Genomic DNA, 24,195 nt, shown 5'->3' with positions numbered 1-24,195 from the left:
GTAGGCGATTAGAAGGCTGTTACACCAGCTGAATTTATTCGAGTTCACATCTGTGATGTGAGATTGGTAAAGGTTTTGTCCAAAAGTGAGTTAGACATAGACCAATCTAAATTAGCTTAGGCGTAAGTGATTTACGCCTAAGCTTAAATTAAGTTGAACTTAGTTATCTTATTTCTGAGTTAGTTGAATATCGGTTGAGAATCCAAAACAATTTCCCATCCAGATAAAAACCTGCCAAACAAATAAACCAAAGGGCAGGTAACCCCAATAACCTAACAAGGGCATTTCTGAAAAGAAGTGCAATACATTTACATACGGGATGTTGTAAACCCAATAATTTGGATTGGTAGGTGTTCCCGCAACTAGACCGCTGCCGTGATTCCAGAACTCCCAAAACAAGCCCGTTGCCAACGATGATAAGCAAATAAGTATTGCTGCGTTCCAGTTACCCTTAGCTAAGTCTGTTAGTGGATTCCATATTTTTAGGTTTAAAAGTATGCCGCTAAGTACTGCAAGTGGGCCTATCCAAACCGACCAAAACAGTGGATAAGGCCATATGGTCATTAAGGCGATAATCAATAAACCAAGCCAAATCATAATGGTGCCATTAAGTCGTATTATTGGGCCATTTTGGTAGCGCGCGATGAGGCGAGGGAAGGTATTAAGCAAGTTATACCATTGCAGTAAAACGGGTGTCACCGTGCTATAGGTGATTAAGAATTCGATAGAGATAACGAGGTCTGTCCATGGCGCATCTTTTGCGTTGGGGTAGTACCAATTGCCTAATACAAAGTAGTCGTAAAACTCGAAATAGGCCCAGCCAGCAATGGAGACTAAGCCGGAAATCAATAAGGTTTTAGGTTTTGAAGAAAAAAGCGATACACCGTTATTGCGCTTATAGACGATTCCATCCAACAGGAATATGAACCCCCACCACATGGGCGTGAATGACCAATAAACCAAATTACCAAATGCCATCGAGTGCGACCACATTAGCCACCAAAAGAATGTCATACACAAACCGCCGATCCAAAACCACAGCGGAAGTTTGACCTGAATTGGATTCCGTTGTTCCGGTTTGCCCCCTTTAAAACCAAATTTCATTGGGAAAAGTAGAAATGTGCTGATAAGGATGATCGCGGCTAAGACCGCTAGAAAATAGGTCAGATTAAAGCCTGGCGGATCGCCTTTGTATTGAGGTGGAAATTCTCCAAATCCGGGTGGGAAATGTGTTGGATAAACAAACCAAGACACTGCCAAAGGCGTGATTATCGTCAATAAGATAGGCCACAGTAAATTCCATTTCATAATTGTGTTACACATTGTTTTGATTAGTATTAGCATCCACAGTAGAGCAAATATTCGACAATATCTATAGTTGCCCTGTAATAGAATATGGCTACTTGTTGATTTACTTGTATAAATCCGACTTCAATTAAGAATGCTTAATAATCAACGTTGACAAGTGAGTAGCTCATAGTAGTTTTGGATGGTGGACTGACGGAGGTAAATATGGATTACTATGACGATCCAAAAAATGTAGAAGACTATATAAGGATGTGCCAAGGCTATGATGGCTCCGAACTTTACGCCGAGTTAGCCAAGCTATTGCCTGAGCAGTCCCGTTTGTTAGAACTCGGTAGTGGAGGTGGAAGTGACCTAGGGCACTTATCAAATCACTATCAAGTTACCGGCTCAGATTTAAGCGATGCTTTTTTAGACCATTGTCGAGCTGCTTTCCCCCATCTGAGTTTCCTAAAGCTAAATGCAACCCAATTAGACTTAAATGAAAGATATGAGTGCATATTCTCAAATAAAGTTTTGCACCATTTAAGCCAAACCCAGTTACAACACAGTTTGCAACAACAATCAAAAATACTCGACAGCAAGGGCTTAATTGCCCATTCCTTTTGGTTAGGCGACGAAGACCAACATATGCACGGTATGTTGTTTAGCTATTACAAAATAGAGCAGCTACGGGCCGTAATAAGTGAGAATTTTGAAATTCTTAGCGTGTGGAAATATAGCGAATTTGAAAGAGATGATTCAGCTTTTATCATTGCTCGCAAGAAAGCCTAAGATTGATACAAAAATTAAAGTCAGGGGAATAAAATGAAAACTATTGGTCTGCTTGGCGGCATGAGTTGGCAATCAACGACTAGTTATTACCAAGCGATTAACCAAGGTGTTTCGCAAGCACTAGGCGGTTTACATAGTGCTAAAATTTGTTTGGTCAGTGTCGATTTTGCTCAGATTGAGGCTTTGCAACATCAAGGCCGATGGGACGAGACCGCAGTTTTACTAACCCAAGCGGCGCAGTCGGTACAAGCCGGGGGAGCTGACTTTTTAATGATATGCACCAATACGATGCATAAAGTGGCCGCGCAAGTTGAAAGCGGGATTTCGATCCCGTTGCTGCATATTGCCGATGCGACCGCGCAAGTATTACAACAAGATGGCATTACAACAGTCGGGTTGCTGGGGACCCAATTCACAATGCAGCAAGGATTTTATAAAGACCGATTGCGAGACAAATTTGGGGTTCAAGTGCTGGTGCCCAGCGAGACTCAACAGCAAGATGTTCACCGTGTTATTTATGAGCAGCTTTGCCACGGTATTATTAAGCAAAGTGCTCGCGAACGTTATTTAAGCATCATTGACGATCTTTATCGGCAAGGGGCGCAGGCGGTGATACTGGGATGTACCGAAATAGCACTATTGGTCGAACAAGAACATACCGATGTGCCCTTGTATGACACCACTCAAATCCATGCGCAAATGGCCGTAACACTGGCTTTAGAAGATGACAAGTAAGCTAAAAGGTAACTACTATGACTCATGATTTAACCGCAAATAAAAATAATGCCATTGATTTCTATCGTACTGCTTACGCAGGCGACCCTGCGAGTGCTGTAAAACAATATGTGGGCGATAACTACATCCAGCACAATCCGCTAGTTGGGGATGGTAAGCAGGCGTTTATCGATTACTTTACTGAAATGGCCCATGACTACCCAGATAAGAGTATTGAGTTTGTGCGAACGATTGCGCAAGATGATTTAGTCGCTTTACATACCCATCAAACTTGGCCTGGCGATGAGCATTATGTCACCATGGATTTTTTTAGGTTTGATGAAAATGGCAAAATTGTCGAGCACTGGGACGCAATTCAAGAGATCCCTAAGCAAGCAAAAAATGAAAATGGGATGTACTAAGCAATACCTATTGCAGTGGTTATAGGGTTCAACGATTGAGACATGGAGGTTTCAGATGACTATAGAAACATGGCTGTATTTTTGTTTAGCAGTACTGATTTTAACGGCGTCACCAGGGCCTAGTTCTCTGTTGTGCATGACCAAAGGTGTGACTCAAGGGCGCGGCGCAGCGCTCTACACCGCGTTTGGCAGTTTGCTAGCAATCAGCACAATAATGACTTTGTCGTTTACGGGATTAGGTTTGATTATTTCCAGCTCAGAATTGGTCTTTAGTATTGTGAAGTACCTCGGTGCGGCTTATCTTATTTATTTAGGTATAAAAGCCTTTACCTCCAAACAAGACTCTTATCAAATATCGAGTAGCGCTGAATCCGTACCACTAAATCGACGCAAACATTTTGTCAGTGGTTTTATTGTAGGTGCGAGCAACCCTAAAGCGATTTTGTTTTTTAGCGCATTGTTCCCACAGTTTATAGATCCGCAATTGGCGTTGCTACCGCAGTATCTAGTATTCGCAGCAACGTTTGTGGTGTTTGAACTCACATGGCTTAGTATTTATGGCTACTTGGGCGCTAAATCATCAGCCTGGATCTTAAGCAAAGGGCGCGCAAAACTGTTTAATCGTCTCAGTGGTAGCGTATTTGTTGGCGCGGGTGCTCTGTTATCAACAACTAGCCGGGCTTAGTTACCAGAACAATCCAGTAAGCGTAACGCTGGATTGTAATCTGTGGCAAATTCTGATTTTTTCAATCAGCTCTTATCATTACAATTCAAAACCTTAGACTATCCTCTACAATTAGAAACCACTAGATTTGAAGTGGTAGGTATGAGGATAAAAAGATGCAACAACGTCAATTTGGTAACAGTGCTTTAAAGGTTAGTGCTTTAGGCTTTGGAGCGGGGCAGATCGGCGATGAGAGCCTAGCAGATAAGCAAGTTAACACATTATTGAACCAAGCCTTGGACTTGGGAATAAACCTATTTGATAGTGCTCGCGGTTACGGTGTGTCTGAAGAACGAATTGGTAAATTTTTAAAGCATCGCCGCCACGAGTTTCTTATTTCTACCAAAATTGGCTACGGCATTGAAGGGACCGAGGATTGGTCTGCCGAATGCATTCGTTTAGGTATTGATGCCGCCTTAAAACGCTTGCAAACCGACCACATCGACATCGTCCACTTACACTCCTGTCCAACATCGGTACTGGCGCAAGATGCGGTTATTCAAGAGCTAACGAATGCCCAGCGAGCTGGCAAGCTATCGCTGATAGCCTACGCAGGTGAAAATGACGATTTAAACTTTGCTAAAGACAGCGGCAATTTTCAAAGCTTGCTGATGTCAGTCAATATTTGTGATCAACGATTTATCAATGACCAACTTAGCGACGCAAAACTAAAAGGTATGGGTATTATAGCTAAACGTCCGGTCGCTAACGCACCTTGGCGTTTTGATGCGCGCCCCGTTGGACACTACGCCGAAGTTTATTGGCAACGCTGGCAGCAGATGGCTTTAGAATTTGACATAGACTGGCAAGAACTAGCGTTGCGATTTGCTGCGTTTACCTATGGTGTAGACAGTATTATTGTAGGAACGACAAGCTTAGATCACTTACAGCAAAATTGCCGAGCACTTGAAAATGGGCCCTTGCCACAAGCCGTGTTAAAGGCATTGCAAACCCGCTTTCTAGAATGCGACCAAGACTGGGTTGGTCAAATCTAGCGGTTCGCGAACCTATAACAATTTATAGAAATAAACCGTAGCTTCGAGTTCACCACTTGAGCTACGGGCAAACTGCGGAATACTGCCAGCTTCAATGTAGTTGTTATTGCGGTACAAGGTAGACGCGACATCGCCAAAGCGGGTGTCTAGTACCAATAATGATAGGCCAATTTCAGCCGCATGCTCTTCCATCAATTGCATGAGTTGCCTGGCAATACCTTGACCACGAGCTTGGGTATTCACCATTAATTTTTCAACTTCACCGCGATGTGACCCATTAGCTTTGCTGCATAGCGCTAATTGAACTGTCCCAAGTACTTGCTGTTCATGTAAGGCGACAAATAGTTTACGTGAGCTGTTCTGTAAGCCTTGCTCTACGCTATGCCAGTAGCTTTTTACTTCGTCTTGATTCGACGGGGTGAGAAAACCTAAGGATGCTCCATCTTCGATGCAATTGACTAATAGATCCTGCAGTTGCGGTTCTATGCCTTCGATTGAGCTGACTTCAATAATATCCATGTCTGAGATCCCTGCTTAAAAGCCGACGCGTATAATGACGCTAATAAATGGCGCTTGGGCTGGTTAAGCCAAACTGTATAGCCTTAGATTAAGCCTAGACTTTATCGAATGTCCAGCCTCGCATCATTGCCAATGAAGTGAGCATTGCAAGCAATAGCGGCGAAAACCGTAATTATTACTTGAGACTATGGTGTTTAGCCTGTAATTATAGGAATTATTGACGTAATTAGGTTTAAACAAGCTATAAATGGAGTTATTGATGTCTGAGTTTAACCATGTAAGTGTGCTGAAAAAGGCTAGTGTTTATTTTGATGGAAAGGTCACCAGCCGTACTATTAAATTTGCAGATGGCAGCCATAAAACCTTAGGGATCATGTTGCCCGGTGACTATGAATTTGGCACTGCCGAGCGTGAAATCATGGAAATTACGGTCGGTGAACTCGAAGTACTGATTGATGAAACGAAGGGTTGGCAATCTATTGTTGGTGGCCAAGAGTTTGAAGTACCAGCCAATTCCAAGTTTAAGCTTAAAGTCAGCGCGGTCACCGATTATTGCTGCTCTTACCTTAAAGACTAGAGTCACCGAACTAAACTAAACCAGCGGCGGCTAAGGATGGGTATGGACCAACTACGTTGGCTACAGCCAACACCATTGGTGGGGGAAACAGTAAGTTTACTACCCCTACAAGCGTCACATAGTGCAGCATTAGTGAGTGCTGCGGCGGATGGTGACCTAGACAAGTTATGGTACACCAGCGTCCCAAATCAAGAGCGTATTCAAAGCTATATTGATACCGCGCTGCATCAGCAACAATTAGGCTTAGCGTTGCCTTTTGTTGTTGTCGATAATGCCAGTCAACAAGTGATAGGGTCAACGCGCTATTGCAATGCTGAACCTCACAATCAGCGCTTGGAAATAGGCTACACCTGGTATGCAAAAAGCTTCCAACGCAGTGCTGTGAATACCGAGTGTAAGTTACTGCTGTTAGAGCATGCCTTTGAGCGCTTATCATCAATTGCGGTTGAGTTTAGAACCCATTGGCACAATCAGCGCTCACGCCAAGCCATCGCTCGCTTAGGTGCTAAGCAAGATGGGGTATTACGTAATCACAGTTGCTCAGCTGACGGGGTTTACCGTGATACGGTTGTTTTTTCAATCATCAATCATGAATGGCCAGTGGTGAAACGCAGCTTACAGTTTAAATTAGAAGTCTAAGCGTCGTCATTCCAACACGTAATATTTGAAGAGGTTTTATGCCAAGCGAAATTATGAGTCATCCCCGTTGTACTCTAGGAGAAGGGCCAATTTGGCATCCGACACAACAGCGTTTTTATTGGGTTGATATCCCCGAAAAACGTCTTTATTGCCAGTCTTCGGAACTAAAATTTTGGCAATTTGAACAAATGCCATCAGCTATTGCTTGGGTCGATGAACAATGGATTGTGATTGCAATGGAGTCAGGTTTGTATCGCTTTGATAGTTTAAGTGATTCAACCGATCTAAGCTTGTTGGTAGCCTTTGACCACGATAGTCAACAGTATCGAAGCAACGACGGACGTGCTGATCCCTGGGGTGGATTTTGGATCAGTACCTTGAGCCTTGATGAAATCCAAGGAGAGGGGAAAATATACCGTTTCTATCAAGGTAAGCTGCAGCTTATTGTTGATGGCTTAACGATCCCCAACGGCATTTGTTTTTCTGCAGATAAGCAGTGGGGATACTACGCAGACTCACCCAGCAGCAAAATATACCGAGTTAAGTTAAATCCAGACGATGGTAGTTTTCTTGAGTCGGCACAGGTATTCGTTGACCGTAGCGAGGAGCAACTCATTCCTGATGGTGCCATCATTGATGCTAATAACCAGTTGTGGACAACCCATTGGGGGAGCTCTGAAATTGTATGTTATTCAAGTGATGGACAGCTAATTAAAACCATTAAAACCGATGCAATCCAACCGACTTGCCCCGCCTTTGGGGGCAATAATTTGCAAGACCTATTTGTTACCAGTGCCAGTATTGGTTTAAACGAACGTTGCACGCAGGCTGATGGACAAGTACTTAAGCTCTTTGATTGTGGACAAGGCAAGCCCGAACCAGCCCTGCAACTATAAGGGATTCGGCATACTGTTACTTTTAGCCTATAACTAGTGTAATAAGATTTACAGCATAAATTCTTGCTCAATTAAATGGGTATTGAACGAGAGTCGAATGAAGCAAGTGGTCACGGATGGTATTGGCTCGTATCCAGGTCTAATTTGTCACGATGAATTCAACTCTCGTAACTCTTAACCAAGGAAGCTCGATTATGGAAACATTAGCTAGGGGTAAAGGCAGTTGCTTATGTGGCGCTATCGACATATTTAGTAGTGAAATCAATTTGAATGTAGGTGCTTGTCATTGCCACACTTGTCTACAATGGGGTGGAGGGCCATTTTTTGGAATGGAGGCGGGCCGCAATGTGTCGGTAAAGGGAAATACCTTAACTGTTTATCAAAGCTCGGATTGGGCCGAACGTGGTTTTTGCTCACAATGTGGTACCCACCTGTTTTACCGATTGCAACACGATCATAGTTACATACTCTCCCCTGGATTATTCGAGCAGCAACTCAATTTAACCTTTGATCACCAAGTTTTTATTGACCAAAAGCCCAAGCATTACTGTTTCTCCAACGCGACTAAAAATTACACTGGGCAAGAGGTTTTTGATCGCTATGCCAATGATTCGCCACCTTCGGCTCAAACGCCAAGCTGAACAGCCACCAACTAATCTGAAAAGGCAATTATGGATTTTTTGCTCTTTGATAGCCAATGCATTGATCAAGTTAAAGAAAATGTATTGCCCTTACTCAAGGTCGATGAAGTTTTTCCCTGTGAGTATAAAGCCGAAAGTCTACCGGACTGGCCTGCAGGTTCTCGGGTGCTTTTATATCTAAGCGATGAACAGATCTGCAGCATGCTAGCGCTGGCAGTGGAGCGTAAATGGCATTTGGCTTTACTGCCGCATCCGAATGCAGCGCATTCGATGAAAGGCTGGGGTTGTAGCGTTAAGCTTGACGAAGCCGAAGAGGATGCGTTAACTCAAGACGTGAGCAAGGTTGACCTATTATTGTGTAATCAACGTCCTATTTTAAATGCCTTGATCATCGGTCAAGTTTACAGTTTAAGGCCGGGTGGGGCAGTCGAAGGTATTGCTAAAAAGTGGCAGCATATATTTCGCTCGTTAATAAGCCTTAGAGCCATCATTCCTAAACGCTATGTGGTGCAAACTAAAAATGCGGATGCCATTGAAACGGCCAGCATAGGTATGACGGTGGTTGAACATGGCCGTAATTCAAGCCTTGGCCGCAAATTATTACCCGATTCACAAATCAATGACGGCATGTTTCATATCATTATGTTGGCCCCGCGTAGTGTGGTTGAATTTTTTCGTCTAATTAGTCATTCGGTTTTCGCCAGAAATGTAAACTCAGTTCCGCGTAGTATTGCATTGTTTAAAACCATGCAGGCAGTGATTAGCAGTGAGCCGGGGATTGAATACCGTCAAGATGGTGTGGAGATGTGTGCCAGTCGTTTGGAACTCGAATGCCAGCCTCAAGTCTTGGGGTTAATTCCCGGACGTCATGTCGAAATTGACCTTAAAACCACCGAACAAAAAGAACAACGTAAAATCCAACATCTACCCATGGGCGAAACCGTTAGCGAACTGTGTAAGCGCCCACTTCGTTGGATAACGCACGCTAGCGGTGATGACTTTAGAGAGCTTTATCAAACCTTACGCGAAAATGCCACGCCTTCGGCAGTGTTTTTAACTTTAATGATATTGTCGACCTTGCTTGCCTCTTTTGGATTATTCGCAAATTCACCACCTGTGATTATCGGTGCAATGATATTAGCTCCCTTAATGGGGCCTATTATTTCATTGGCCATGGCCATGGTTCGTCAAGATTTAAACTTACTACGTAGCAGTGTTATCACCTTATTGATTGGCCTAGGTTTGGGGTTGTTGTTTGCGATTATCGTGAGCTGGTTAATACCCTTGGTGCCCAATACCAGCGAAATATTAGCCAGGGTGCGCCCAACCTTGATCGATTTAGGGGTGGCTGTGGTTTCTGGCATCGCTGGGGCTTATGCCCATGCTAAAGCTTCCTTGGCTAAAAGTATGGCAGGTGTCGCCATTGCAGTGGCTCTGGTTCCGCCATTAGCGGTCACTGGTATTGGCATATCGTGGTGGGATCTGCCCATGATGAGCGGCGCTTTCTTATTATTTTTTACCAACTTATGCGGGATTGTTTTATCGGCTGCCATTACTTTCATATTGCTTGGCTATGCGCCGTTTCAGCGGGCTAAACGCGGTTTGATTATCTCTACCCTTGCGGTTGCATTGGTCAGTGTGCCCTTAGCATTTAGTTTTTCCAATATGTTAAATGAGAGTATCACGGTACAAAAACTAGAAGGCTTGCAGATCGATAATATTAGGCTTGAGAGCATACAGATAAGTGCCGCCCAACCCTTAACCATTTCTTTAAACTTGCTATCCAAGCAACCACTATTAGCTGAAGATCATCAGCGGGTTAAACAGCATATCGAAGGCTTATTAGGACAAAAGGTGGTGTTGAAGGCACGTAGCTTGTTACTTATTGAATAGTTGAAAGTTTTATCAGTGGGCTTTGTTTACTAGGCATATTCCATCCGATCCATCGGAAGGTGATGCATTATTCGTCAATGCCATCTATATTAAATCTTCGACCTTTTAATATACGGATATGCAAGGCTATGAAACTTGAATCAATCGCGCTTCACCACGGTTATACCTCAGAAGCAACGACCAAAGCAGCAGCGGTGCCTATTTATCAAACGACTTCGTTTACCTTTGATGACACCCAGCATGGTGCAGATCTGTTTGATCTTAAAGTACCAGGTAATATTTATACTCGGATTATGAATCCAACGACCGATGTTTTGGAGCAGCGAGTAGCGGCGATGGAAGGCGGTATTGGCGCGTTAGCTGTCGCATCCGGAATGGCAGCTATTACCTATGCCATACAATGCATCTGCGAAGTTGGCGACAATATTGTTAGCACCAGCCAGTTGTATGGCGGAAGCTACAACTTTTTCGCTCACACTTTGCCTAAGCAAGGCATTGAAGCGCGGCTAATTACCCATGATGATTACGCTGGATTCGAGCAAGCTATCGACTCAAAAACTAAGGCTCTATTTTGCGAGTCTATCGGCAATCCAGCGGGCAATGTCGTGGATATTAAACGCTTAGCTGAAATCGCGCATAAACATGGCGTGCCATTGATTGTTGATAATACTGTGGCAACGCCTTTCTTGTGCCGTCCGTTTGAACTCGGTGCTGATATTGTCGTGCATTCACTGACCAAATACATGGGTGGGCATGGCACAAGTATTGGTGGCATTATAGTTGATTCAGGTAAATTTGATTGGGTTGCAAACGCTGAGCGTTTCCCTGTGCTAAACCAGCCTGATCCCTCATATCATGGCGTTGTATATACCGAGGCCTTAGGCGCAGCTGCGTATATTGGCCGTTGTCGCGTGGTGCCGCTTCGCAATACCGGGGCTGCAATCTCTCCAATGAACTCGTTCCAGATCATGCAAGGCTTGGAAACCCTTGGCTTACGTATGGAGCGTCACTGCGAAAATGCAGAGAAAGTGGCTGAGTATTTGTCGAAACATCCCAAAGTTGCGTGGGTTAATTATGCCGCTTTAGCCGAAAGCCCTTATCACGAACTTTGCCAAAAAATATGCTCAGGTAAAGCATCTGGTATTCTTAGCTTTGGAATAAAAGGCGGTAGCGAGAGCGGAGCAACCTTTATTGATGGCCTACAAATGATTTTGCGCTTGGTTAATATTGGCGATGCAAAATCCTTGGCTTGTCACCCTGCTTCAACTACCCACCGTCAGCTCAACCCTACTGAACTAGCTGCCGCGGGTGTAAGTGAAGACTTAGTTCGTATTTCAGTGGGAATTGAGAATATCGACGACATTATTGCTGATATTTCCCAGGCATTGGACCAAGTGAGCTAGACATCGTAACTAGCCGACCTTGAGTCGGCTCTATGGAGCTTCACATGCAATTAGTTATTGGAAACAAACGTTACTCTTCATGGTCTATGCGGCCATGGTTATTGCTTCATGGATTTGGACTAGCGTTTGATGAGGTCAATGTTTCGTTAAATAGTGAAGGCGTTCGTGAGCGCTTACTGGCATATTCCGGCTCAGCTAAAGTTCCGGTGCTGCTCGATAATGAATTACACCTTTGGGACTCGTTGGCGATTTGCGAATACATTAACGAGATTTACCTAGCACATGCCGCTTGGCCTAAAGACGCTTCAACACGAGCCATTGCGCGGGCATTGACTTGCGAAATGCACTCGGGATTTACCCAGATACGAAACGCAATGCCGTTGGATTGTAAACTAAGAACCAATATTGATGTCAGCGACGACTTAGCCGTTGAAATTGATCGTGTTGATCATATTTGGGCGCAATACAGTGCGATGAACGCTGATGGCGAGATCTTTCTTCTGGGACAGTTTTCGATACTCGATTGTTTTTATGCGCCGGTAGCCCTGCGTTTTAAAAGCTATGGCGTGAAGTTATCACTATTAGCGCAAGCTTATGCAGACAGCCTTATCGCTCACTCCAGTGTGCAAGCTTGGCTGCAAGCTGCAGACACTGAAACCGAAGTATTAACCCATCTTAAAGCCGCAACTTAAAAAAAAGTGAAAGGTCAAAGTGAATTCAGGATGGCCTTGGTATTACCGCAAATGCGGGTCCCGCTTTATTACCGGAACATGTATGGACATTAGAGAAGCTGAAGACCGCGATTGGCTTGCATTGCGCCAGCTATATTTAGCGCAGCGCCAATTAACGTTTAGCTACCTAGATACCTCGAGTTATCAGTTAAGTGATTTTGAAAGTGATACTGAGGGAGAGCGTCTGTGGGTGGCAAGCCTAAGCACTGAAATTATTGGATTTATCTCAGTTTGGCCGGCGGACTCTTTTATCCATCACTTATATGTTGATAGTGTTCATCAAGGCAAAGGCGTTGGTAGTCAATTACTTGCAGAGGTTCAATTCACCTATAGTGAATTGAGTTTAAAGTGCAATGTCCAAAACCACAAAGCGCTCGAGTTCTATGCAGCAAAGGGCTTTGTTCGTGACTCCCAAGGAGGCGATGGTTTAGAGAGCTACTATCTAATGAAGTTAAATTAATAAGTTTGGTTTAATGATAGATGTAGAACAGTCCCATTTTTGAAGTGTTAGAAACTAGATTTTCTCTTCTGATTTTTGTGCCGTACTTTTACTAGTGAAAATTTTGGCCTTACCCTACAACCCATTCGATTTGGTAATGGGAACTAGCTCTATCGATTACCAAAGTACTGCTAATCTACCGCCATCCTAGATTTTACCTTTAAGTCCAATATGCGAGCTATCCAAATATCATCGAAGCAGTTAATCGTAGTGCTGTTACTATTACTTCCATCAATAAGCATTGCAGGGGCTATTCAACAACTAAATATTGGTCTGGGAGCTGGGCCTCAACCGGGAGGTCGCAGTCTTGGTCAGAGTAATGCTGTTTTAGACTTTCAGTACTACTTTTACGAGTACCAATTCAAAAAATACCCACGTTGGCAGGTTTTACTTGGTGGTGCTTATAGTCGTCTGGCGACCGATGCAGGTCATCATTCAAATGTAGATGTGGTCTCGTTTATTCCCATGTTTCGTTACACCATTTCCGAATCTGAAAAGCGCCAATGGTTCTTTCAAGTTGGAGCGGGGCCTTCAGTGATGAGCTCGGCCCAACTTGGCAATCAAGTCCAGGGTTCTCGCTTTCTATTCAACGACTGGATTGGAGTAGGGGTTAAATTTGGTGAAGAAAAAGACTGGGAACTAAATATGTCTTGGCGACACCTCAGTAATGCCAATTTAACACCACCAAATCCGGGTTTTGATGTACCGTTCACCTTCACTTTAGGGCATAAGTTTTAAGAATAGGAATGTATACATCGCTATATACTTAGCAGATATATTAATGGTTGATTTCTAATAATCTTAGGGGAAATGGAAAGAAATCGTAGTTCTTATCAGGATAGAGAAAATACCAAGACACCCATGATAGTAGCACACTCGGGATGATGGTCTAGGCTTAAATGACTACTTAATCAATAAGAGTTCTGTGATGCCAAGGCCCCGTAAGAAGCAAGTGAGTTTATCGGATACGCCCTATTACCATTGTATTTCGCGTTGTGTACGTCGTGCTTACTTGTGTGGCGAAGACGTTGTAAGTGGGCGCAGTTTTGAACATCGTCGCCAGTGGGTTGAGGATTATCTGCTTAAGCTTGCTGGCATATTTTCGATAGATGTTTGTGCCTTTGCGGTGATGAGTAACCACACCCATTTGGTATTGCATGTAAATCAACAACAAGCCATCAGTTGGTCAATGGACGAAGTTCTGCAGCGTTGGCATCGCTTACACAAAGGCACCCTGTTAACTCAGCGCTACCTTAATCCCACTTTACAATCAGAGCTTGATGCTGTGCAACTGCAGGCCGTGAGTGATACTGCCGAAATCTATCGCCAACGACTGTTCGATTTAAGTTGGTTTATGCGCCATTTGAACGAATATATCGCTCGCGAAGCCAACCAAGAAGACCAATGTACCGGACGATTTTGGGAAGGTCGGTTCAAATCCCAAGCCTTACTTGATGAAGCCGCGCTTGCGGCCTGTATGGCTTACGTCGATTTAAACCCGGTACGCGCGAAAATAGCTGACAAACCAGAAAGCTCTGGCCACACCAGTATAAAACAGCGAATTAAACAGGCCAAACAAGCTAAGCAGCCTAAAGCTTTATATCCGTTCGTAGGTAACCCTCGTAATAACATGCCCAAAGGCCTGCCATTTGAGCTTAAAGACTATTTAACCCTCGTTGATTTAACCAGCAGAGCTATCCGTCAGGATAAGCGCGGGTATATTAGTGCTAACCTTAGCCCAATCTTAGCGCGTTTAAACATCGACCAAAGTAGTTGGCTCACCCTTACGACAGGCTTAGAGCAGCAATTCGGTGCGGTGGTCGGTAATTGCTCGAGTATGTTGCTCTACAAAAGCGAGCATAAACAACAACGCCTGCATGGCATGGGCGCAGCCAAACGGCTACTAAACAGCGCTTAACTATTTCAAAAAACAGTCTTCTCGCAGCTCTAACTAGCTTGAGTCCACTTACTGTGGCTGAGATACATCAAAATTGGATAAATTGAGGAAGAGTGACGATTTTATAGTACACACCAGAGGTCTTCATGGTCTAAAGGACAATTGTTTTTGAGGAAGTGCTGTACTAACTTATCATGGGTGTCTTGTTATCCCTTGTTTGAGGAAGTGCTGTACTAACTTATCATGGGTGTCTTGTTATCCATTCGAGTATGTTTCTTTATAAAAGTGAGCATGAATACCAACGCCTGCACGGCATGGGCGCGGCCAAACGACTACTAAACAACGCTTAACTTTTTCTAACAACAATCTACTCCCAGCTCTAACTAGCTTGAGTCCACTTACTGTGCCTGAAATACATCAAAATTGGATAAATTGAGGAAGAGTGACGATTTTATAGTACAAGTCTGAGGTCATCATGGCCTAAAAGGATAATTGTTTTTGCGGTACTGCAGTACTAACTTATCATGGGTGTCTTTTTATCCAATTTTTGAGGAAGTGCTGTACTAACTTATCATGGGTGTCTTGTTATCCCTTGTTTGAGGAAGTGCTGTACTAACTTATCATGGGTGTCTTGTTATCCCTTTATTGTTATCCCTTGTTATCCATTCCCATTGACTAGTGTCATGTCCAATTGACAATTTCGCGAAACAAACAAACGGCAAGTTCATTAAGCTTAAGCTGCGTTATTTGACAAAAGTTCGAAGATGGCCGTAAATGCTAGTGTTAAAAAAGGGAACTTGTTACGCCAACTTATTCTGATATGGAAATAAAACGATGACATTAAAATTGTTTTTCGCACCGGGCGCTTGCTCTGGGGTGACGTTAAATGCTTTAGAAGAACTAAATCTCGACTATGAACGTCAGCGTATTCAGATCCACAAAGGTGAGCAAAAGTCTGAAAGCTATCTCGCTTTGAATCCCTTCGGAAAAGTACCAGCCTTGCTTGTTGATGGTGAATTACTTACCGAAAATGGCGCTATTCTAATTTATCTTAACAGCCTTGTCCCTGGCTCTAAACTATTCCCAAATGTTGAAGATGCATATCAATTGTCCTGTATTTATTCCGATTTGTTTTGGTTATCAGGTACCGTCCACCCTGCAGTGAGACAAGTGTGTATGCCAGTACATTTTACCTTAGAAGATACGAAGGGCGTTGTCGAAAAAGGTAGGCTCACTTTAGATTTAGCTTTGAAAATAGCGGAGCAGCGGCTAGAAAAGTCGACTTGGTGGTATGGCGAGCAATGGTCGATTGTCGATACCTACCTGCACTGGTGTTATACCCGTGCCCAAAGAGGTGGTTTTGCCTTAGATGCGTATCCAGTGTTGAGGGCGCATCAACTGTTGCTGGAGAAAGCCCCAAGTTTCTTGCGTCGTCAGCAAATTGAGGCAGATGCCGCTCAAGACTAGATCACGTCGCAATAACGATAAGGCTTGCCGAGCCCGCTGTTTTCGCTTAAGACGAAAGAGCTATAATCGTATCGTTTTTAGTTGTACAAGACTTTAAGTGTTTTGCATAACTTAAGTATGATTTCTATGGTGCAATTATAAGGCGCCTCTAGCCTCTATACGAGCATAGACTCGTTCGCGATACGGTATTTTCACGTAACAGTGCAGATCTGTTGTTCGAGAGTTAATCACCACTAGGATTAAGGCTGCTTGTCGTGGAAGTACAAAAAAGTTTGAACTAATGACAATGGTTTGTTCGGTACGGATACTGTAGTGATGTTGATAGATCGTATTTCTGAAACGCTGTTGGAGTCGCGGAAATGATTTGTCGAGCTGTGCACCTTTTGGTTGTATGTATATAAAGCATTGATGGTTGCCTATACTTCATTTGTCAAAGTAACCAACAGAAAAACAGGTAAAGCTGTTGATTGATTATTGATAAAAAATGAGATTAGACAATAACTTAAGGAAAAACACGCTGATTGCTTAAATGTGCGTCACTGCACCTTTTCGGTGATAGGAAGCACTTGCTTCCTACTTAGCGTTAGGCCTCACTCATATAAGGAGCCCATATGATAAGCACAGAATTTTTAATTACGTCCCTCATAGTTGTTTTACTTCCGGGCACAGGTGTTATTTATACTATATCGATAGGCCTTTTTCAGAGCTCTCGTGCAAGTGTATTTGCAGCGCTAGGCTGTACAGCTGGTATTATTCCTTCACTATTGGCCTGTATCTTGGGATTGGCGGCAGTGATACATACCAGTGCGTTACTATTTCAAATCATAAAGTTTATAGGTGTGGCGTATTTGCTCTATCTTGCGTGGGGTATGTGGAAAGATACTGGCGGCTTAGTTCTAGGGGATAATGGTGAGAGAGCAAGTATGCTCGGGATTGGTTTAAAGGGATTCCTTATCAACATTCTAAACCCCAAACTATCAGTATTTTTCTTGGCTTTTCTTCCCCAGTTTGTCCCTGCACAAGCAGCATCGCCTTTAACAAACATGTTCGTTCTCGGTGTCGTTTTTATGGCTATGACTTTGTTCGTTTTCATTTTTTATGGCTTGTTAGCAAGCGGTGTCAGTACATATGTTGTAAATTCTCCTAAGATAATGAAATACGTACAACGTACTTTTTCAGCTACATTTGCCATGTTAGGTGCAAAGCTAGCCCTTGCTGAGCGTTAAGTCATGGTCAAAAGGCATAACAAATGCAGGTTGTCCGAGCGCCTTTTCGTTCCTTCGTCACAACAAGTCGCCCGCAGCTGCGGCGTTAAGTGAAAGGAGCAATCAATGAAAACCGTGCTGCTGTTTAGTGTGCTCTTGTTCGCATTCAATAAACCACTTCTAGCGTCAAATGAGCCTGAGTTTTATGATTCAATTCGTACGCTTGAGAAACTGTTAAGTGTTGTTGAAGAGCCGATAGAAACTTATGCGTTTCAAGAACAGGGCATGGAGTTTACGCACTTCTTCTCAATCGACCTAAATCGTTCTTTCATCGTAAACGACGAGCTTGGAGAGGTTTGCAGTACTTACGTTGGCAGGCAAATCGAAAGTTGTTTTCCGTGCCAAAGTCAGGAAAGCTCCGAGAACTGCCCGTAGAACTTCACCAAACAAGCGTTAATAGTGACTCCGTGACGTGTGCCGGTTTCACCTTGCTCAAGTATTGCACACGTTACTTCGCGTCATAACGCGGGGTTATGTGCTTTCTCAGGAAATAGATATGAGTAATTCTATCAAATACATTGAAGTTGGTAGCTTAGACCATCGAAACGCACTTGATTCTTTGTTTCAAGAGTATTCTTCAGGTGTATCGGCTTCTATCGATTCTACAATAGTTAGCCAATTGTTAGAGCTCCCATATTTTCGCGGTTTTCTATGTTTTGCTGACAATAAGCCAGCTGGGTTCGCTGTGTGTTTTGAATCTTATTCAACCTATCGTGCTCGAAAGGTTCTTAATATTCATGATTTCATGGTATCCAATCGCTATTGTGGCAAGGGATTAGCTAAGTCACTACTTGCTAGTATTGAGCAATACTGCTTTGAGAATGACTATCTTAAAATCACACTTGAGGTCGATGATGACAATAAGATTGCACAAAGGCTCTATGAATCTTGTGGGTTCGAAGATTTTCAAGTGGTGTTGAAAGGGCTAAATCATTGGCAAAAGTATCTTGTTTAGCGCGCACAAAACGCGTGACCATTCGTTTCTCACCACTTAAGCAGGCGTTCGCTTCAACTGTCCATACTTCCGCTAATCCGGAACACATCTGAATAGACCACCCAAACACGTTCTTATCCAGATATGTGTTACATGTCCATGTGCGCATGATTTATGACCATAGAAGTGACAAGCAAGAGTGTTCGTACTAGTTCTAAAAATTGGATCTTGATTAGTTGTTTTCAATTGATGTTTAAGACTATTCTACGTCTCTAATCTAAAGGGTTTAATACAAGGAGTCTGTAATGGCTGGAGAAACGAATTTAGCAACATTGTTAGCGTCAATGTCTCCGCAGTTAATGGCCGATGAGTACGTATTTTGTACGGTAGAGAATACAGATGGGAATTACCAAGCTTTACAGCCCTTAGCTACATTTCGCGAAGCTGAAGGCTTGACGCTGGTCGTAACTAAACAAATGGCGGTCACGCATGCACTAGCATTTGAGTCGGTATTTAAAGCAATCACCTTAACGGTTCATTCAAGTTTGGATGCTGTTGGCTTAACCGCAACGGTTGCGACGAAGCTTGCCGAGAAAGACATCAGTGCTAACGTTATTGCAGCGTACTATCATGACCATATCTTTGTTCAAGTGGATAAAGCAGGCCAAGCTATGCTAGCACTTGCTGAGTTTTCTCAATAAGGTATACAGCTGCGGCGGTCAGTGGCTAGCTAAGCGACTTGACTGCCAATAGGATGAAGTCCCAGTTGTTGAAGTCGACGTGTTCTGCGTCGACTTTTTGGTATTTTAGATCTTGATTTTCTTCGCTTACATTACATAAGTTAAGTCGGGTTCACGTTATTGTTGCTGTAACTAAACCTTAAACGTCGACATGGTTTGACGAAGCTGTTGAGCTAGTGCTTGCAAGGCCTGACTTTGTTGAGTGCTTTGTTGCACCGACTGAAGTGAGTGTTGGTTTTGCTCTAAGATGTGCTGCGCACTTTGTCTAACCTGGCTGGACACCGCTTGTTGTTCTTCTGCCATGGAAGCGATGTTGGTGACTTGATCGCTAACTAAATCCATACTGGTTTCGATCAATTGCTGCACGCTTTCACTTTTCGTGAGTTGCTCACGAGACTCTGTCGCCTGTTCGCCGGCTTCTTTCATGGTTGAAACTGAGCGTTTGGCTCCTGATTGGAGTTTCTCGACGGTTTGTTGTATCTCTTCAGTTGATTGACGGGTTTTGTTCGCCAGCCCACGAACTTCATCCGCAACTACTGCAAAACCACGGCCGCTTTCTCCGGCGCGAGCCGCTTCAATGGCGGCATTAAGCGCAAGCAAGTTGGTTTGGTCTGCGATAGCTTCAATTACATCTACAATGGTCGCAATTTCATTACTTAGCGTTTCAAACCCTAGGACATCTTGGTGAGCTTTCTCTACTTGCGAAATAAACACGTTGAGTAGAGTGGATAGCTCGTTAGATACTTTCGACGCATTCTCGTGCTGTTCTTTAACTCGGTTCATTTCTTCTTGAACCATTAAAATAGCTTGGGTTTCCTCGCTCACAGATTGAGCGACTTCTTCCATGGATAATGCAACTTGATCCAAACCATTTTGCTGTCCATTTACCGCCGCCTCAGAGTTTTCACAACTTTGGTTCAGTAGTAAAACCTGAGAATGGGTGTCGTCGCTGTTTTGATTGGCTTTTTGAATGAGTTGACGAGTGGTCTGCAAAAATTGATTGATTGAGGCTGTCATTGCAGATATTTCATCATTACCTTTCACATCTATAGCACGACTTAAGTCGCCACCGTTTTGGGCTAATTCGTCCAGTGAGCTGCGTAAGGTATTCAACTTACGTTGTACCCTGATAATGAAAAATGCGGCTACGGCAAGTAACACCGCAATGCCTGAAACTAAACTTGCCATCAAAATTTCAAAGCTGAACTGCTTAGCCTCTGAGCTGGTTGATTTAACTAAAGCGTCTTCTGTAGCTTGATTTTGTTGACGAATTGACTCAATAAGCTCACCGAGCTGCTGATTAGCCGCTTGTGATTGAGCTTGAATCTGAAGTTCACCTGCTTGGCCGACATTATCGCTAAGTTGGCCATTGGACTGTTTAATTGCGGCCATGCGCAATTCAATTGCGCTTAAATCGATTGCCAAATAAAACTTACCTATTTCAGCACCATTTGGATTAATACTCGCTTCGACCAATAGTACGTTGGAGTCGCGTTTGGCGGCCTCCATCACTTTATTGACAGCTTTTTTGGCTTCTCCTTTTTTCAGCAAGGCGCTTAGGCGTGGGTCTTTACGATTGAGATAGCGGGTAAGGTATTTATCTTCGGTGTTAAAAAACACGGCAAAAATAACATTTGGATTTTGATGAGCGACCTCGACAAGCTGAGTTAAAGCAGGAACGTCTTGATCCCATATCGCTGGCGCTGCCATATCAGCAAGCAATTGAGCAAGGGTTGAGGAGCTTTGTTCCAGTTGTTGGCGTTGATAACTTAATTGCTCATCTAATTGCTGAGTTAAAGTTAGGTCGAGTTGCTGCTTTAGTTTTAAACCAGCTTGGATTGCGTTCTCTTGGCCACTTCTTTCAAGCTGCTGTTGTTGTTGCAACATGTTTTGAGTAATCTTTTGATTACTGTCTTCAATGCCAGCTTGAATATTACTGCTAAGGGTTGCCGACGATTGTTGAGAAATCCAGGCCAAGCCGAAAAGCTGAAGCGCGATTAAAACAAGCAGCCCCAGTAGCATTTCGCGTAATAGCGAGGACTTAGTCGTATTAGCCATTAAATAATCCTTATTTTTTTGCGACAACTCAAACTCATCATACATAATATTCAACGGCACAATCGACTAAAGCTTTAGTTTTAACTACTTTTAGCAGAAAATGCTACAAACGAGCTAAATTTCAATTTTCAGGAGTTGCTGTGTCCCAGTCGAGTCAAGATAAACGCTGGATGCGCCATGCTATGCAATTGGCTAAGCGCGCCCAAGCCGAAGGAGAAGTCCCTGTGGGCGCTGTAGTTGTGCACCAGGGGCGTGCGATTGGGCAAGGTTGGAATCAATCGATAACGCAGCATAATGCTTGTGCACATGCGGAAATTATGGCCTTACAAGAAGCGGGTAAAGCTATCAGCAACTATCGCCTAGTCGATGCAACGTTATACGTGACTCTAGAGCCTTGTACGATGTGCGCTGGCGCGATGGTACATGCGCGTGTTGCACGCTTGGTGTATGGTGCAAACGATTCAAAAACAGGTGCTGCGGGAAGCGTTTACAATGTAGTTCAAGATTTACGGCTCAATCATCAACTTGAAATCCAAGCGAATGTGGAAGCTGTGGCGTGTAAAGAGCAATTACAAGCTTTCTTTAAACAACGACGTAGTGAAATAAAAGCCCTTAAGCTTGCAAAGCGGCAAGCTGAGTTATTAGCAAGTTCAAATGAAACCTCATAATCCTTAGACCAGTCCGTCGGTAAACACCCGGTCAAAAATAAGCTTGGCGGTCATAAGTGTGGTGACAGAGATAAAAACCGGACGCACCAGTCGTGAACCATAAGAAAGAACCAATTTACTCCCAGCTATCGAGCCTATCACCTGCCCAAGCCCCATAATTAGTCCTAACGCGAAATCTACGTGACCTAAGTAAATGAACATTAACAAAGAGACTAGGTTGCCCACTAAGTTTAAAGGTTTAGTGACCATAGTTGCCTGTTTAAGCGTAAAGCCCAGCAAAACAACGAAGCAAAGCATCCACAATGAACCTGTGCCTGGACCAAAGAAGCCGTTGTAAAATCCTATCAGTAGCCCGCAAACCATCATAAATTGCTTGGTATTCATTTTTGCGATGCGGGGGGACTCAGCTTTAAGTTTTTTGCTTGCAACAGAGTAAACGGTGATCGCAGCCATAAGAACTGGCAGCAGAATTTCCAAGGATTCTTTATCGACTAAGCTAATCGTAACTGAGCCCAATAGGGCTCCGGCGTAGGTCCATACACTACCGCGAACTAAACCGTCCAAAGGGATTTGTTTACTCATGATAAATGTTAGGGAGGCGGTCGCTTCTCCAATAACGGCTTGAAGCCGGTTGGTTCCTAAAGCGCTAAGTGGAGGGACACCTGCCAACAACAGACATGGAACGGTTATCAATCCACCGCCCCCTGCAATCGCGTCAACAATACCAGCGACAATTGCCAGTGAGAAAAGTATCCAGTAGACCGAGTCGACGTAACTAAAAGTAACTATGTTTTCCAATTTACTATCCTAATCCAATTGCACTTAAGGATTTGTAACATTGGATAGGGTGTAGTTAAATTAACGTATTATTATTCATACATTAAGGCGAAGCTTAATGCTGTCATCCCAAGAGATAGACTTTTTTGTTACCATTGCTGCGAGTAAATCCTTAGCAGCGGCGGCACGAAAGCTAAATGTTACGCCTCCGAGTGTGTCGCAACGGCTACAGAATATTGAGCGAAAACTTGGCGTTATCTTGGTTGAAAGAAGCGCTCGTGCTATTGCACTAACCCCTGAGGGAGAAATTTTAGCGCTCAAAGGAAAAGTCTTACTTAAAGACTTGGAAGCGCTTCACCTCGACATCTCGAATCAAAATATCTCAATTTCCGGCAAGTTGAGACTATTAAGTCCAATTGGCTTCGGGGTTAAACATATAGCTCCGATTGTTAGACAATTCCAAAGTCACTACCCCGAATTAAGCATTGAATTGCAGCTGTCAGACACGCCCAACTGGTCTGCACGAGACAATTACGACTTAATGTTTTACATCGGTCACATGCAAGACTCGTCACTTAAGCGCGTTGTATTAGCAAAAAATAGGCGTTTGCTTTTGGCGTCCCCCGATTACTTGAAAACGAGTTCGAATTTAACTCACCCGAAAGATTTGGATCGGCATCGCTGTATTGCACTGCGTGAAAACGATGAAGATGCAACAATGTGGCGCTTTATCGATCTTAAAGATAACAGCGATTGCAGCGTGAGGATTGAGCCTGTGTTAGCTAGTAATGTTGGTCAGGTTGTAAAAGAATGGTGTATAGCTGGCTGCGGGGTGATGCAACGATCGCAATGGGATGTAAAAGCGGAGTTGCAACGCGGTGAATTGGTAAAAGTTCTGAGCAATTACCAGCTTGCAAGTGCGGATATTTTGGCGCTGATGTCCTCTGGAGCGAATAGCCGGCCCCGAAAGGTGAGTTTATTCCTCGAATTTGTACAGCAACAACTTGCCATACGTTTATGAGCCGACTTTATGTGGAAAGGTGCAGCGCAGTGTTTGTTGTGTTACGCAGGTGTCTGCGTAATTTTCCACTTTCCACTTTCCACTTTCCACTTTCCACATTGACTATTAACTGGCTGGTGGTTTCTCGTCGCGTTGTGGTTTTTCTGTGACCCATAAGGTAATGCTGCCACGTACCACACAGACGCCGTCAGTATCCAAAGCTTCTATTGGTACCACTAACTCACCTACCTGCCACTGTTCTGGATTAACTTTCGCAATACAGCGCACATCACTAGCAGCTTTAGCTGTGTAATCGACTTGCATGCCTTTAGGGATCCAGCGTAAGTGTTTTGGAATAGAGGCTTCGGCCATAAAGCCCATCGCCAGTTCCATACCATTGCAGATCGCAATGACATGAACGGTACCGATGTGGTTGGTCACCTTTTTGCGCTTCTTAATTAAGCATTCGCAATAGTTTTCTTTTAGCGATGTTACCAGCGGCGAAATACTTTGGAAGTAGGGGGCGCGTCTGGCTGCATATAGGCTAAATAATTGCTGCCCGAATGGGAATTTCTGAAAACGATGATAAATGGCTAATACGTAATTTTTTGACATGAATGTATCTCCTCCGACCAGTGGAGTATATCAGCCTTGTTA

At 43.7% G+C, this 24,195-nt stretch carries 27 protein-coding genes; 22 read left to right on the top strand and 5 right to left on the bottom strand.

Annotated features, from left to right (window positions below):
- Positions 1 to 168 precede the first annotated feature (168 nt).
- A complete protein-coding gene (locus DBZ36_RS13200) occupies positions 169 to 1,308 on the bottom strand; it encodes a hypothetical protein (protein WP_199711871.1) in 1,140 nt (379 codons plus the stop codon).
- A 204-nt stretch (positions 1,309 to 1,512) separates the two neighbouring features.
- On the opposite strand from DBZ36_RS13200, the gene DBZ36_RS13195 reads away from it, so the two are divergent.
- The 5 genes from DBZ36_RS13195 to DBZ36_RS13175 all read left to right on the top strand — a co-directional run bounded on the left by DBZ36_RS13195 (position 1,513) and on the right by DBZ36_RS13175 (position 4,934).
- Positions 1,513 to 2,079, top strand: coding sequence for a class I SAM-dependent methyltransferase (locus tag DBZ36_RS13195; protein ID WP_120355433.1), 567 nt, complete (start codon positions 1,513 to 1,515; stop codon positions 2,077 to 2,079).
- Between the two features lie 33 nt (positions 2,080 to 2,112).
- Complete coding sequence (locus tag DBZ36_RS13190) at positions 2,113 to 2,814, top strand: aspartate/glutamate racemase family protein (protein WP_120355432.1); 702 nt, start codon at positions 2,113 to 2,115, stop codon at positions 2,812 to 2,814.
- A 17-nt stretch (positions 2,815 to 2,831) separates the two neighbouring features.
- Positions 2,832 to 3,215, top strand: a complete 384-nt coding sequence (locus DBZ36_RS13185) for a nuclear transport factor 2 family protein (protein WP_120355431.1) — start codon at positions 2,832 to 2,834, stop codon at positions 3,213 to 3,215.
- A 55-nt stretch (positions 3,216 to 3,270) separates the two neighbouring features.
- A complete protein-coding gene (locus DBZ36_RS13180; protein WP_120355430.1) occupies positions 3,271 to 3,900 on the top strand; it encodes a LysE family translocator in 630 nt (209 codons plus the stop codon).
- Between the two features lie 155 nt (positions 3,901 to 4,055).
- Positions 4,056 to 4,934 (top strand): aldo/keto reductase, encoded by an 879-nt coding sequence (locus DBZ36_RS13175; protein ID WP_120355429.1) that lies wholly within the window; start codon positions 4,056 to 4,058, stop codon positions 4,932 to 4,934.
- A gap of 12 nt (positions 4,935 to 4,946) precedes the next feature.
- Here the strand turns inward: DBZ36_RS13175 and DBZ36_RS13170 are convergent, their stop codons facing one another.
- A complete protein-coding gene (locus DBZ36_RS13170; protein ID WP_120355428.1) occupies positions 4,947 to 5,453 on the bottom strand; it encodes a GNAT family N-acetyltransferase in 507 nt (168 codons plus the stop codon).
- Positions 5,454 to 5,712: 259 nt separating this feature from the next.
- On the opposite strand from DBZ36_RS13170, the gene ppnP reads away from it, so the two are divergent.
- The 15 genes from ppnP (at position 5,713) to DBZ36_RS13095 (ending at position 18,996) form a co-directional block, all read left to right on the top strand.
- A complete protein-coding gene (gene ppnP / locus DBZ36_RS13165; RefSeq protein WP_120355427.1) occupies positions 5,713 to 6,030 on the top strand; it encodes a pyrimidine/purine nucleoside phosphorylase in 318 nt (105 codons plus the stop codon).
- Positions 6,031 to 6,072: 42 nt separating this feature from the next.
- Entirely contained in the window at positions 6,073 to 6,669 is a 597-nt protein-coding gene (locus DBZ36_RS13160; protein WP_120355426.1) for a GNAT family N-acetyltransferase, read from the top strand.
- 38 nt (positions 6,670 to 6,707) lie between these two features.
- Positions 6,708 to 7,565, top strand: a complete 858-nt coding sequence (locus tag DBZ36_RS13155) for an SMP-30/gluconolactonase/LRE family protein (protein ID WP_120355425.1) — start codon at positions 6,708 to 6,710, stop codon at positions 7,563 to 7,565.
- A 194-nt stretch (positions 7,566 to 7,759) separates the two neighbouring features.
- A complete protein-coding gene (locus DBZ36_RS13150) occupies positions 7,760 to 8,206 on the top strand; it encodes a GFA family protein (RefSeq protein ID WP_120355424.1) in 447 nt (148 codons plus the stop codon).
- 30 nt (positions 8,207 to 8,236) lie between these two features.
- The gene (locus DBZ36_RS13145) at positions 8,237 to 10,099 is read left to right on the top strand and encodes a TIGR00341 family protein (protein ID WP_120355423.1); all 1,863 of its coding nucleotides are present in this window, start codon (positions 8,237 to 8,239) and stop codon (positions 10,097 to 10,099) included.
- Between the two features lie 128 nt (positions 10,100 to 10,227).
- A complete protein-coding gene (locus DBZ36_RS13140; protein WP_120355422.1) occupies positions 10,228 to 11,502 on the top strand; it encodes an O-acetylhomoserine aminocarboxypropyltransferase/cysteine synthase family protein in 1,275 nt (424 codons plus the stop codon).
- A 44-nt stretch (positions 11,503 to 11,546) separates the two neighbouring features.
- Positions 11,547 to 12,194, top strand: a complete 648-nt coding sequence (locus tag DBZ36_RS13135; RefSeq protein WP_120355421.1) for a glutathione S-transferase family protein — start codon at positions 11,547 to 11,549, stop codon at positions 12,192 to 12,194.
- Positions 12,195 to 12,276: 82 nt separating this feature from the next.
- Positions 12,277 to 12,693: a GNAT family N-acetyltransferase gene (locus DBZ36_RS13130; protein WP_120355420.1), complete on the top strand. Its 417-nt coding sequence runs from the start codon at positions 12,277 to 12,279 to the stop codon at positions 12,691 to 12,693.
- 210 nt (positions 12,694 to 12,903) lie between these two features.
- Positions 12,904 to 13,470: an acyloxyacyl hydrolase gene (locus DBZ36_RS13125; RefSeq protein ID WP_120355419.1), complete on the top strand. Its 567-nt coding sequence runs from the start codon at positions 12,904 to 12,906 to the stop codon at positions 13,468 to 13,470.
- A gap of 190 nt (positions 13,471 to 13,660) precedes the next feature.
- A complete protein-coding gene (locus DBZ36_RS13120) occupies positions 13,661 to 14,650 on the top strand; it encodes a transposase (RefSeq protein ID WP_120355418.1) in 990 nt (329 codons plus the stop codon).
- Positions 14,651 to 15,463: 813 nt separating this feature from the next.
- On the top strand, positions 15,464 to 16,096 hold the full coding sequence (locus DBZ36_RS13115; RefSeq protein WP_120355417.1) for a glutathione S-transferase family protein: 633 nt from the start codon (positions 15,464 to 15,466) through the stop codon (positions 16,094 to 16,096).
- Between the two features lie 611 nt (positions 16,097 to 16,707).
- Entirely contained in the window at positions 16,708 to 17,322 is a 615-nt protein-coding gene (locus tag DBZ36_RS13110) for a LysE family translocator (protein WP_120355416.1), read from the top strand.
- A 105-nt stretch (positions 17,323 to 17,427) separates the two neighbouring features.
- Entirely contained in the window at positions 17,428 to 17,736 is a 309-nt protein-coding gene (locus tag DBZ36_RS13105) for a hypothetical protein (protein WP_120355415.1), read from the top strand.
- A gap of 121 nt (positions 17,737 to 17,857) precedes the next feature.
- Positions 17,858 to 18,316 (top strand): GNAT family N-acetyltransferase, encoded by a 459-nt coding sequence (locus DBZ36_RS13100; protein ID WP_120355414.1) that lies wholly within the window; start codon positions 17,858 to 17,860, stop codon positions 18,314 to 18,316.
- Between the two features lie 284 nt (positions 18,317 to 18,600).
- A complete protein-coding gene (locus DBZ36_RS13095) occupies positions 18,601 to 18,996 on the top strand; it encodes an ACT domain-containing protein (protein ID WP_120355413.1) in 396 nt (131 codons plus the stop codon).
- A gap of 171 nt (positions 18,997 to 19,167) precedes the next feature.
- Here DBZ36_RS13095 and DBZ36_RS13090 read toward each other — a convergent pair whose 3' ends face one another.
- The gene (locus tag DBZ36_RS13090) at positions 19,168 to 21,093 is read right to left on the bottom strand and encodes a methyl-accepting chemotaxis protein (protein ID WP_158589100.1); all 1,926 of its coding nucleotides are present in this window, start codon (positions 21,091 to 21,093) and stop codon (positions 19,168 to 19,170) included.
- Between the two features lie 140 nt (positions 21,094 to 21,233).
- On the opposite strand from DBZ36_RS13090, the gene tadA reads away from it, so the two are divergent.
- Positions 21,234 to 21,761 (top strand): tRNA adenosine(34) deaminase TadA, encoded by a 528-nt coding sequence (gene tadA, locus DBZ36_RS13085; RefSeq protein WP_199711870.1) that lies wholly within the window; start codon positions 21,234 to 21,236, stop codon positions 21,759 to 21,761.
- Positions 21,762 to 21,764: 3 nt separating this feature from the next.
- Here the strand turns inward: tadA and DBZ36_RS13080 are convergent, their stop codons facing one another.
- Positions 21,765 to 22,559 (bottom strand): TSUP family transporter, encoded by a 795-nt coding sequence (locus DBZ36_RS13080; protein ID WP_199711869.1) that lies wholly within the window; start codon positions 22,557 to 22,559, stop codon positions 21,765 to 21,767.
- 97 nt (positions 22,560 to 22,656) lie between these two features.
- Between DBZ36_RS13080 and DBZ36_RS13075 the strand changes: the two genes are divergently transcribed.
- Positions 22,657 to 23,559, top strand: a complete 903-nt coding sequence (locus DBZ36_RS13075) for a LysR family transcriptional regulator (RefSeq protein WP_120355411.1) — start codon at positions 22,657 to 22,659, stop codon at positions 23,557 to 23,559.
- Positions 23,560 to 23,664: 105 nt separating this feature from the next.
- Here the strand turns inward: DBZ36_RS13075 and DBZ36_RS13070 are convergent, their stop codons facing one another.
- A complete protein-coding gene (locus tag DBZ36_RS13070) occupies positions 23,665 to 24,153 on the bottom strand; it encodes a hotdog fold domain-containing protein (RefSeq protein ID WP_120355410.1) in 489 nt (162 codons plus the stop codon).
- Positions 24,154 to 24,195 lie beyond the last annotated feature (42 nt).

Origin of the sequence: Alginatibacterium sediminis (assembly GCF_003610775.1) — a bacterium.
Classification (GTDB): domain Bacteria; phylum Pseudomonadota; class Gammaproteobacteria; order Enterobacterales; family Celerinatantimonadaceae; genus Alginatibacterium; species Alginatibacterium sediminis.
This window is presented reverse-complemented; position numbering and strand designations above follow the sequence as displayed.

Coding starts and splice junctions, on each gene's coding strand:
- DBZ36_RS13200 (WP_199711871.1), bottom strand. CDS start 1,308: ATGAAATGGAATTTACTGTGGCCTATCTTATTGACGATAATCACGCCT.
- DBZ36_RS13195 (WP_120355433.1), top strand. CDS start 1,513: ATGGATTACTATGACGATCCAAAAAATGTAGAAGACTATATAAGGATG.
- DBZ36_RS13190 (WP_120355432.1), top strand. CDS start 2,113: ATGAAAACTATTGGTCTGCTTGGCGGCATGAGTTGGCAATCAACGACT.
- DBZ36_RS13185 (WP_120355431.1), top strand. CDS start 2,832: ATGACTCATGATTTAACCGCAAATAAAAATAATGCCATTGATTTCTAT.
- DBZ36_RS13180 (WP_120355430.1), top strand. CDS start 3,271: ATGACTATAGAAACATGGCTGTATTTTTGTTTAGCAGTACTGATTTTA.
- DBZ36_RS13175 (WP_120355429.1), top strand. CDS start 4,056: ATGCAACAACGTCAATTTGGTAACAGTGCTTTAAAGGTTAGTGCTTTA.
- DBZ36_RS13170 (WP_120355428.1), bottom strand. CDS start 5,453: ATGGATATTATTGAAGTCAGCTCAATCGAAGGCATAGAACCGCAACTG.
- ppnP (WP_120355427.1), top strand. CDS start 5,713: ATGTCTGAGTTTAACCATGTAAGTGTGCTGAAAAAGGCTAGTGTTTAT.
- DBZ36_RS13160 (WP_120355426.1), top strand. CDS start 6,073: ATGGACCAACTACGTTGGCTACAGCCAACACCATTGGTGGGGGAAACA.
- DBZ36_RS13155 (WP_120355425.1), top strand. CDS start 6,708: ATGCCAAGCGAAATTATGAGTCATCCCCGTTGTACTCTAGGAGAAGGG.
- DBZ36_RS13150 (WP_120355424.1), top strand. CDS start 7,760: ATGGAAACATTAGCTAGGGGTAAAGGCAGTTGCTTATGTGGCGCTATC.
- DBZ36_RS13145 (WP_120355423.1), top strand. CDS start 8,237: ATGGATTTTTTGCTCTTTGATAGCCAATGCATTGATCAAGTTAAAGAA.
- DBZ36_RS13140 (WP_120355422.1), top strand. CDS start 10,228: ATGAAACTTGAATCAATCGCGCTTCACCACGGTTATACCTCAGAAGCA.
- DBZ36_RS13135 (WP_120355421.1), top strand. CDS start 11,547: ATGCAATTAGTTATTGGAAACAAACGTTACTCTTCATGGTCTATGCGG.
- DBZ36_RS13130 (WP_120355420.1), top strand. CDS start 12,277: ATGGACATTAGAGAAGCTGAAGACCGCGATTGGCTTGCATTGCGCCAG.
- DBZ36_RS13125 (WP_120355419.1), top strand. CDS start 12,904: ATGCGAGCTATCCAAATATCATCGAAGCAGTTAATCGTAGTGCTGTTA.
- DBZ36_RS13120 (WP_120355418.1), top strand. CDS start 13,661: ATGCCAAGGCCCCGTAAGAAGCAAGTGAGTTTATCGGATACGCCCTAT.
- DBZ36_RS13115 (WP_120355417.1), top strand. CDS start 15,464: ATGACATTAAAATTGTTTTTCGCACCGGGCGCTTGCTCTGGGGTGACG.
- DBZ36_RS13110 (WP_120355416.1), top strand. CDS start 16,708: ATGATAAGCACAGAATTTTTAATTACGTCCCTCATAGTTGTTTTACTT.
- DBZ36_RS13105 (WP_120355415.1), top strand. CDS start 17,428: ATGAAAACCGTGCTGCTGTTTAGTGTGCTCTTGTTCGCATTCAATAAA.
- DBZ36_RS13100 (WP_120355414.1), top strand. CDS start 17,858: ATGAGTAATTCTATCAAATACATTGAAGTTGGTAGCTTAGACCATCGA.
- DBZ36_RS13095 (WP_120355413.1), top strand. CDS start 18,601: ATGGCTGGAGAAACGAATTTAGCAACATTGTTAGCGTCAATGTCTCCG.
- DBZ36_RS13090 (WP_158589100.1), bottom strand. CDS start 21,093: ATGGCTAATACGACTAAGTCCTCGCTATTACGCGAAATGCTACTGGGG.
- DBZ36_RS13075 (WP_120355411.1), top strand. CDS start 22,657: ATGCTGTCATCCCAAGAGATAGACTTTTTTGTTACCATTGCTGCGAGT.
- DBZ36_RS13070 (WP_120355410.1), bottom strand. CDS start 24,153: ATGTCAAAAAATTACGTATTAGCCATTTATCATCGTTTTCAGAAATTC.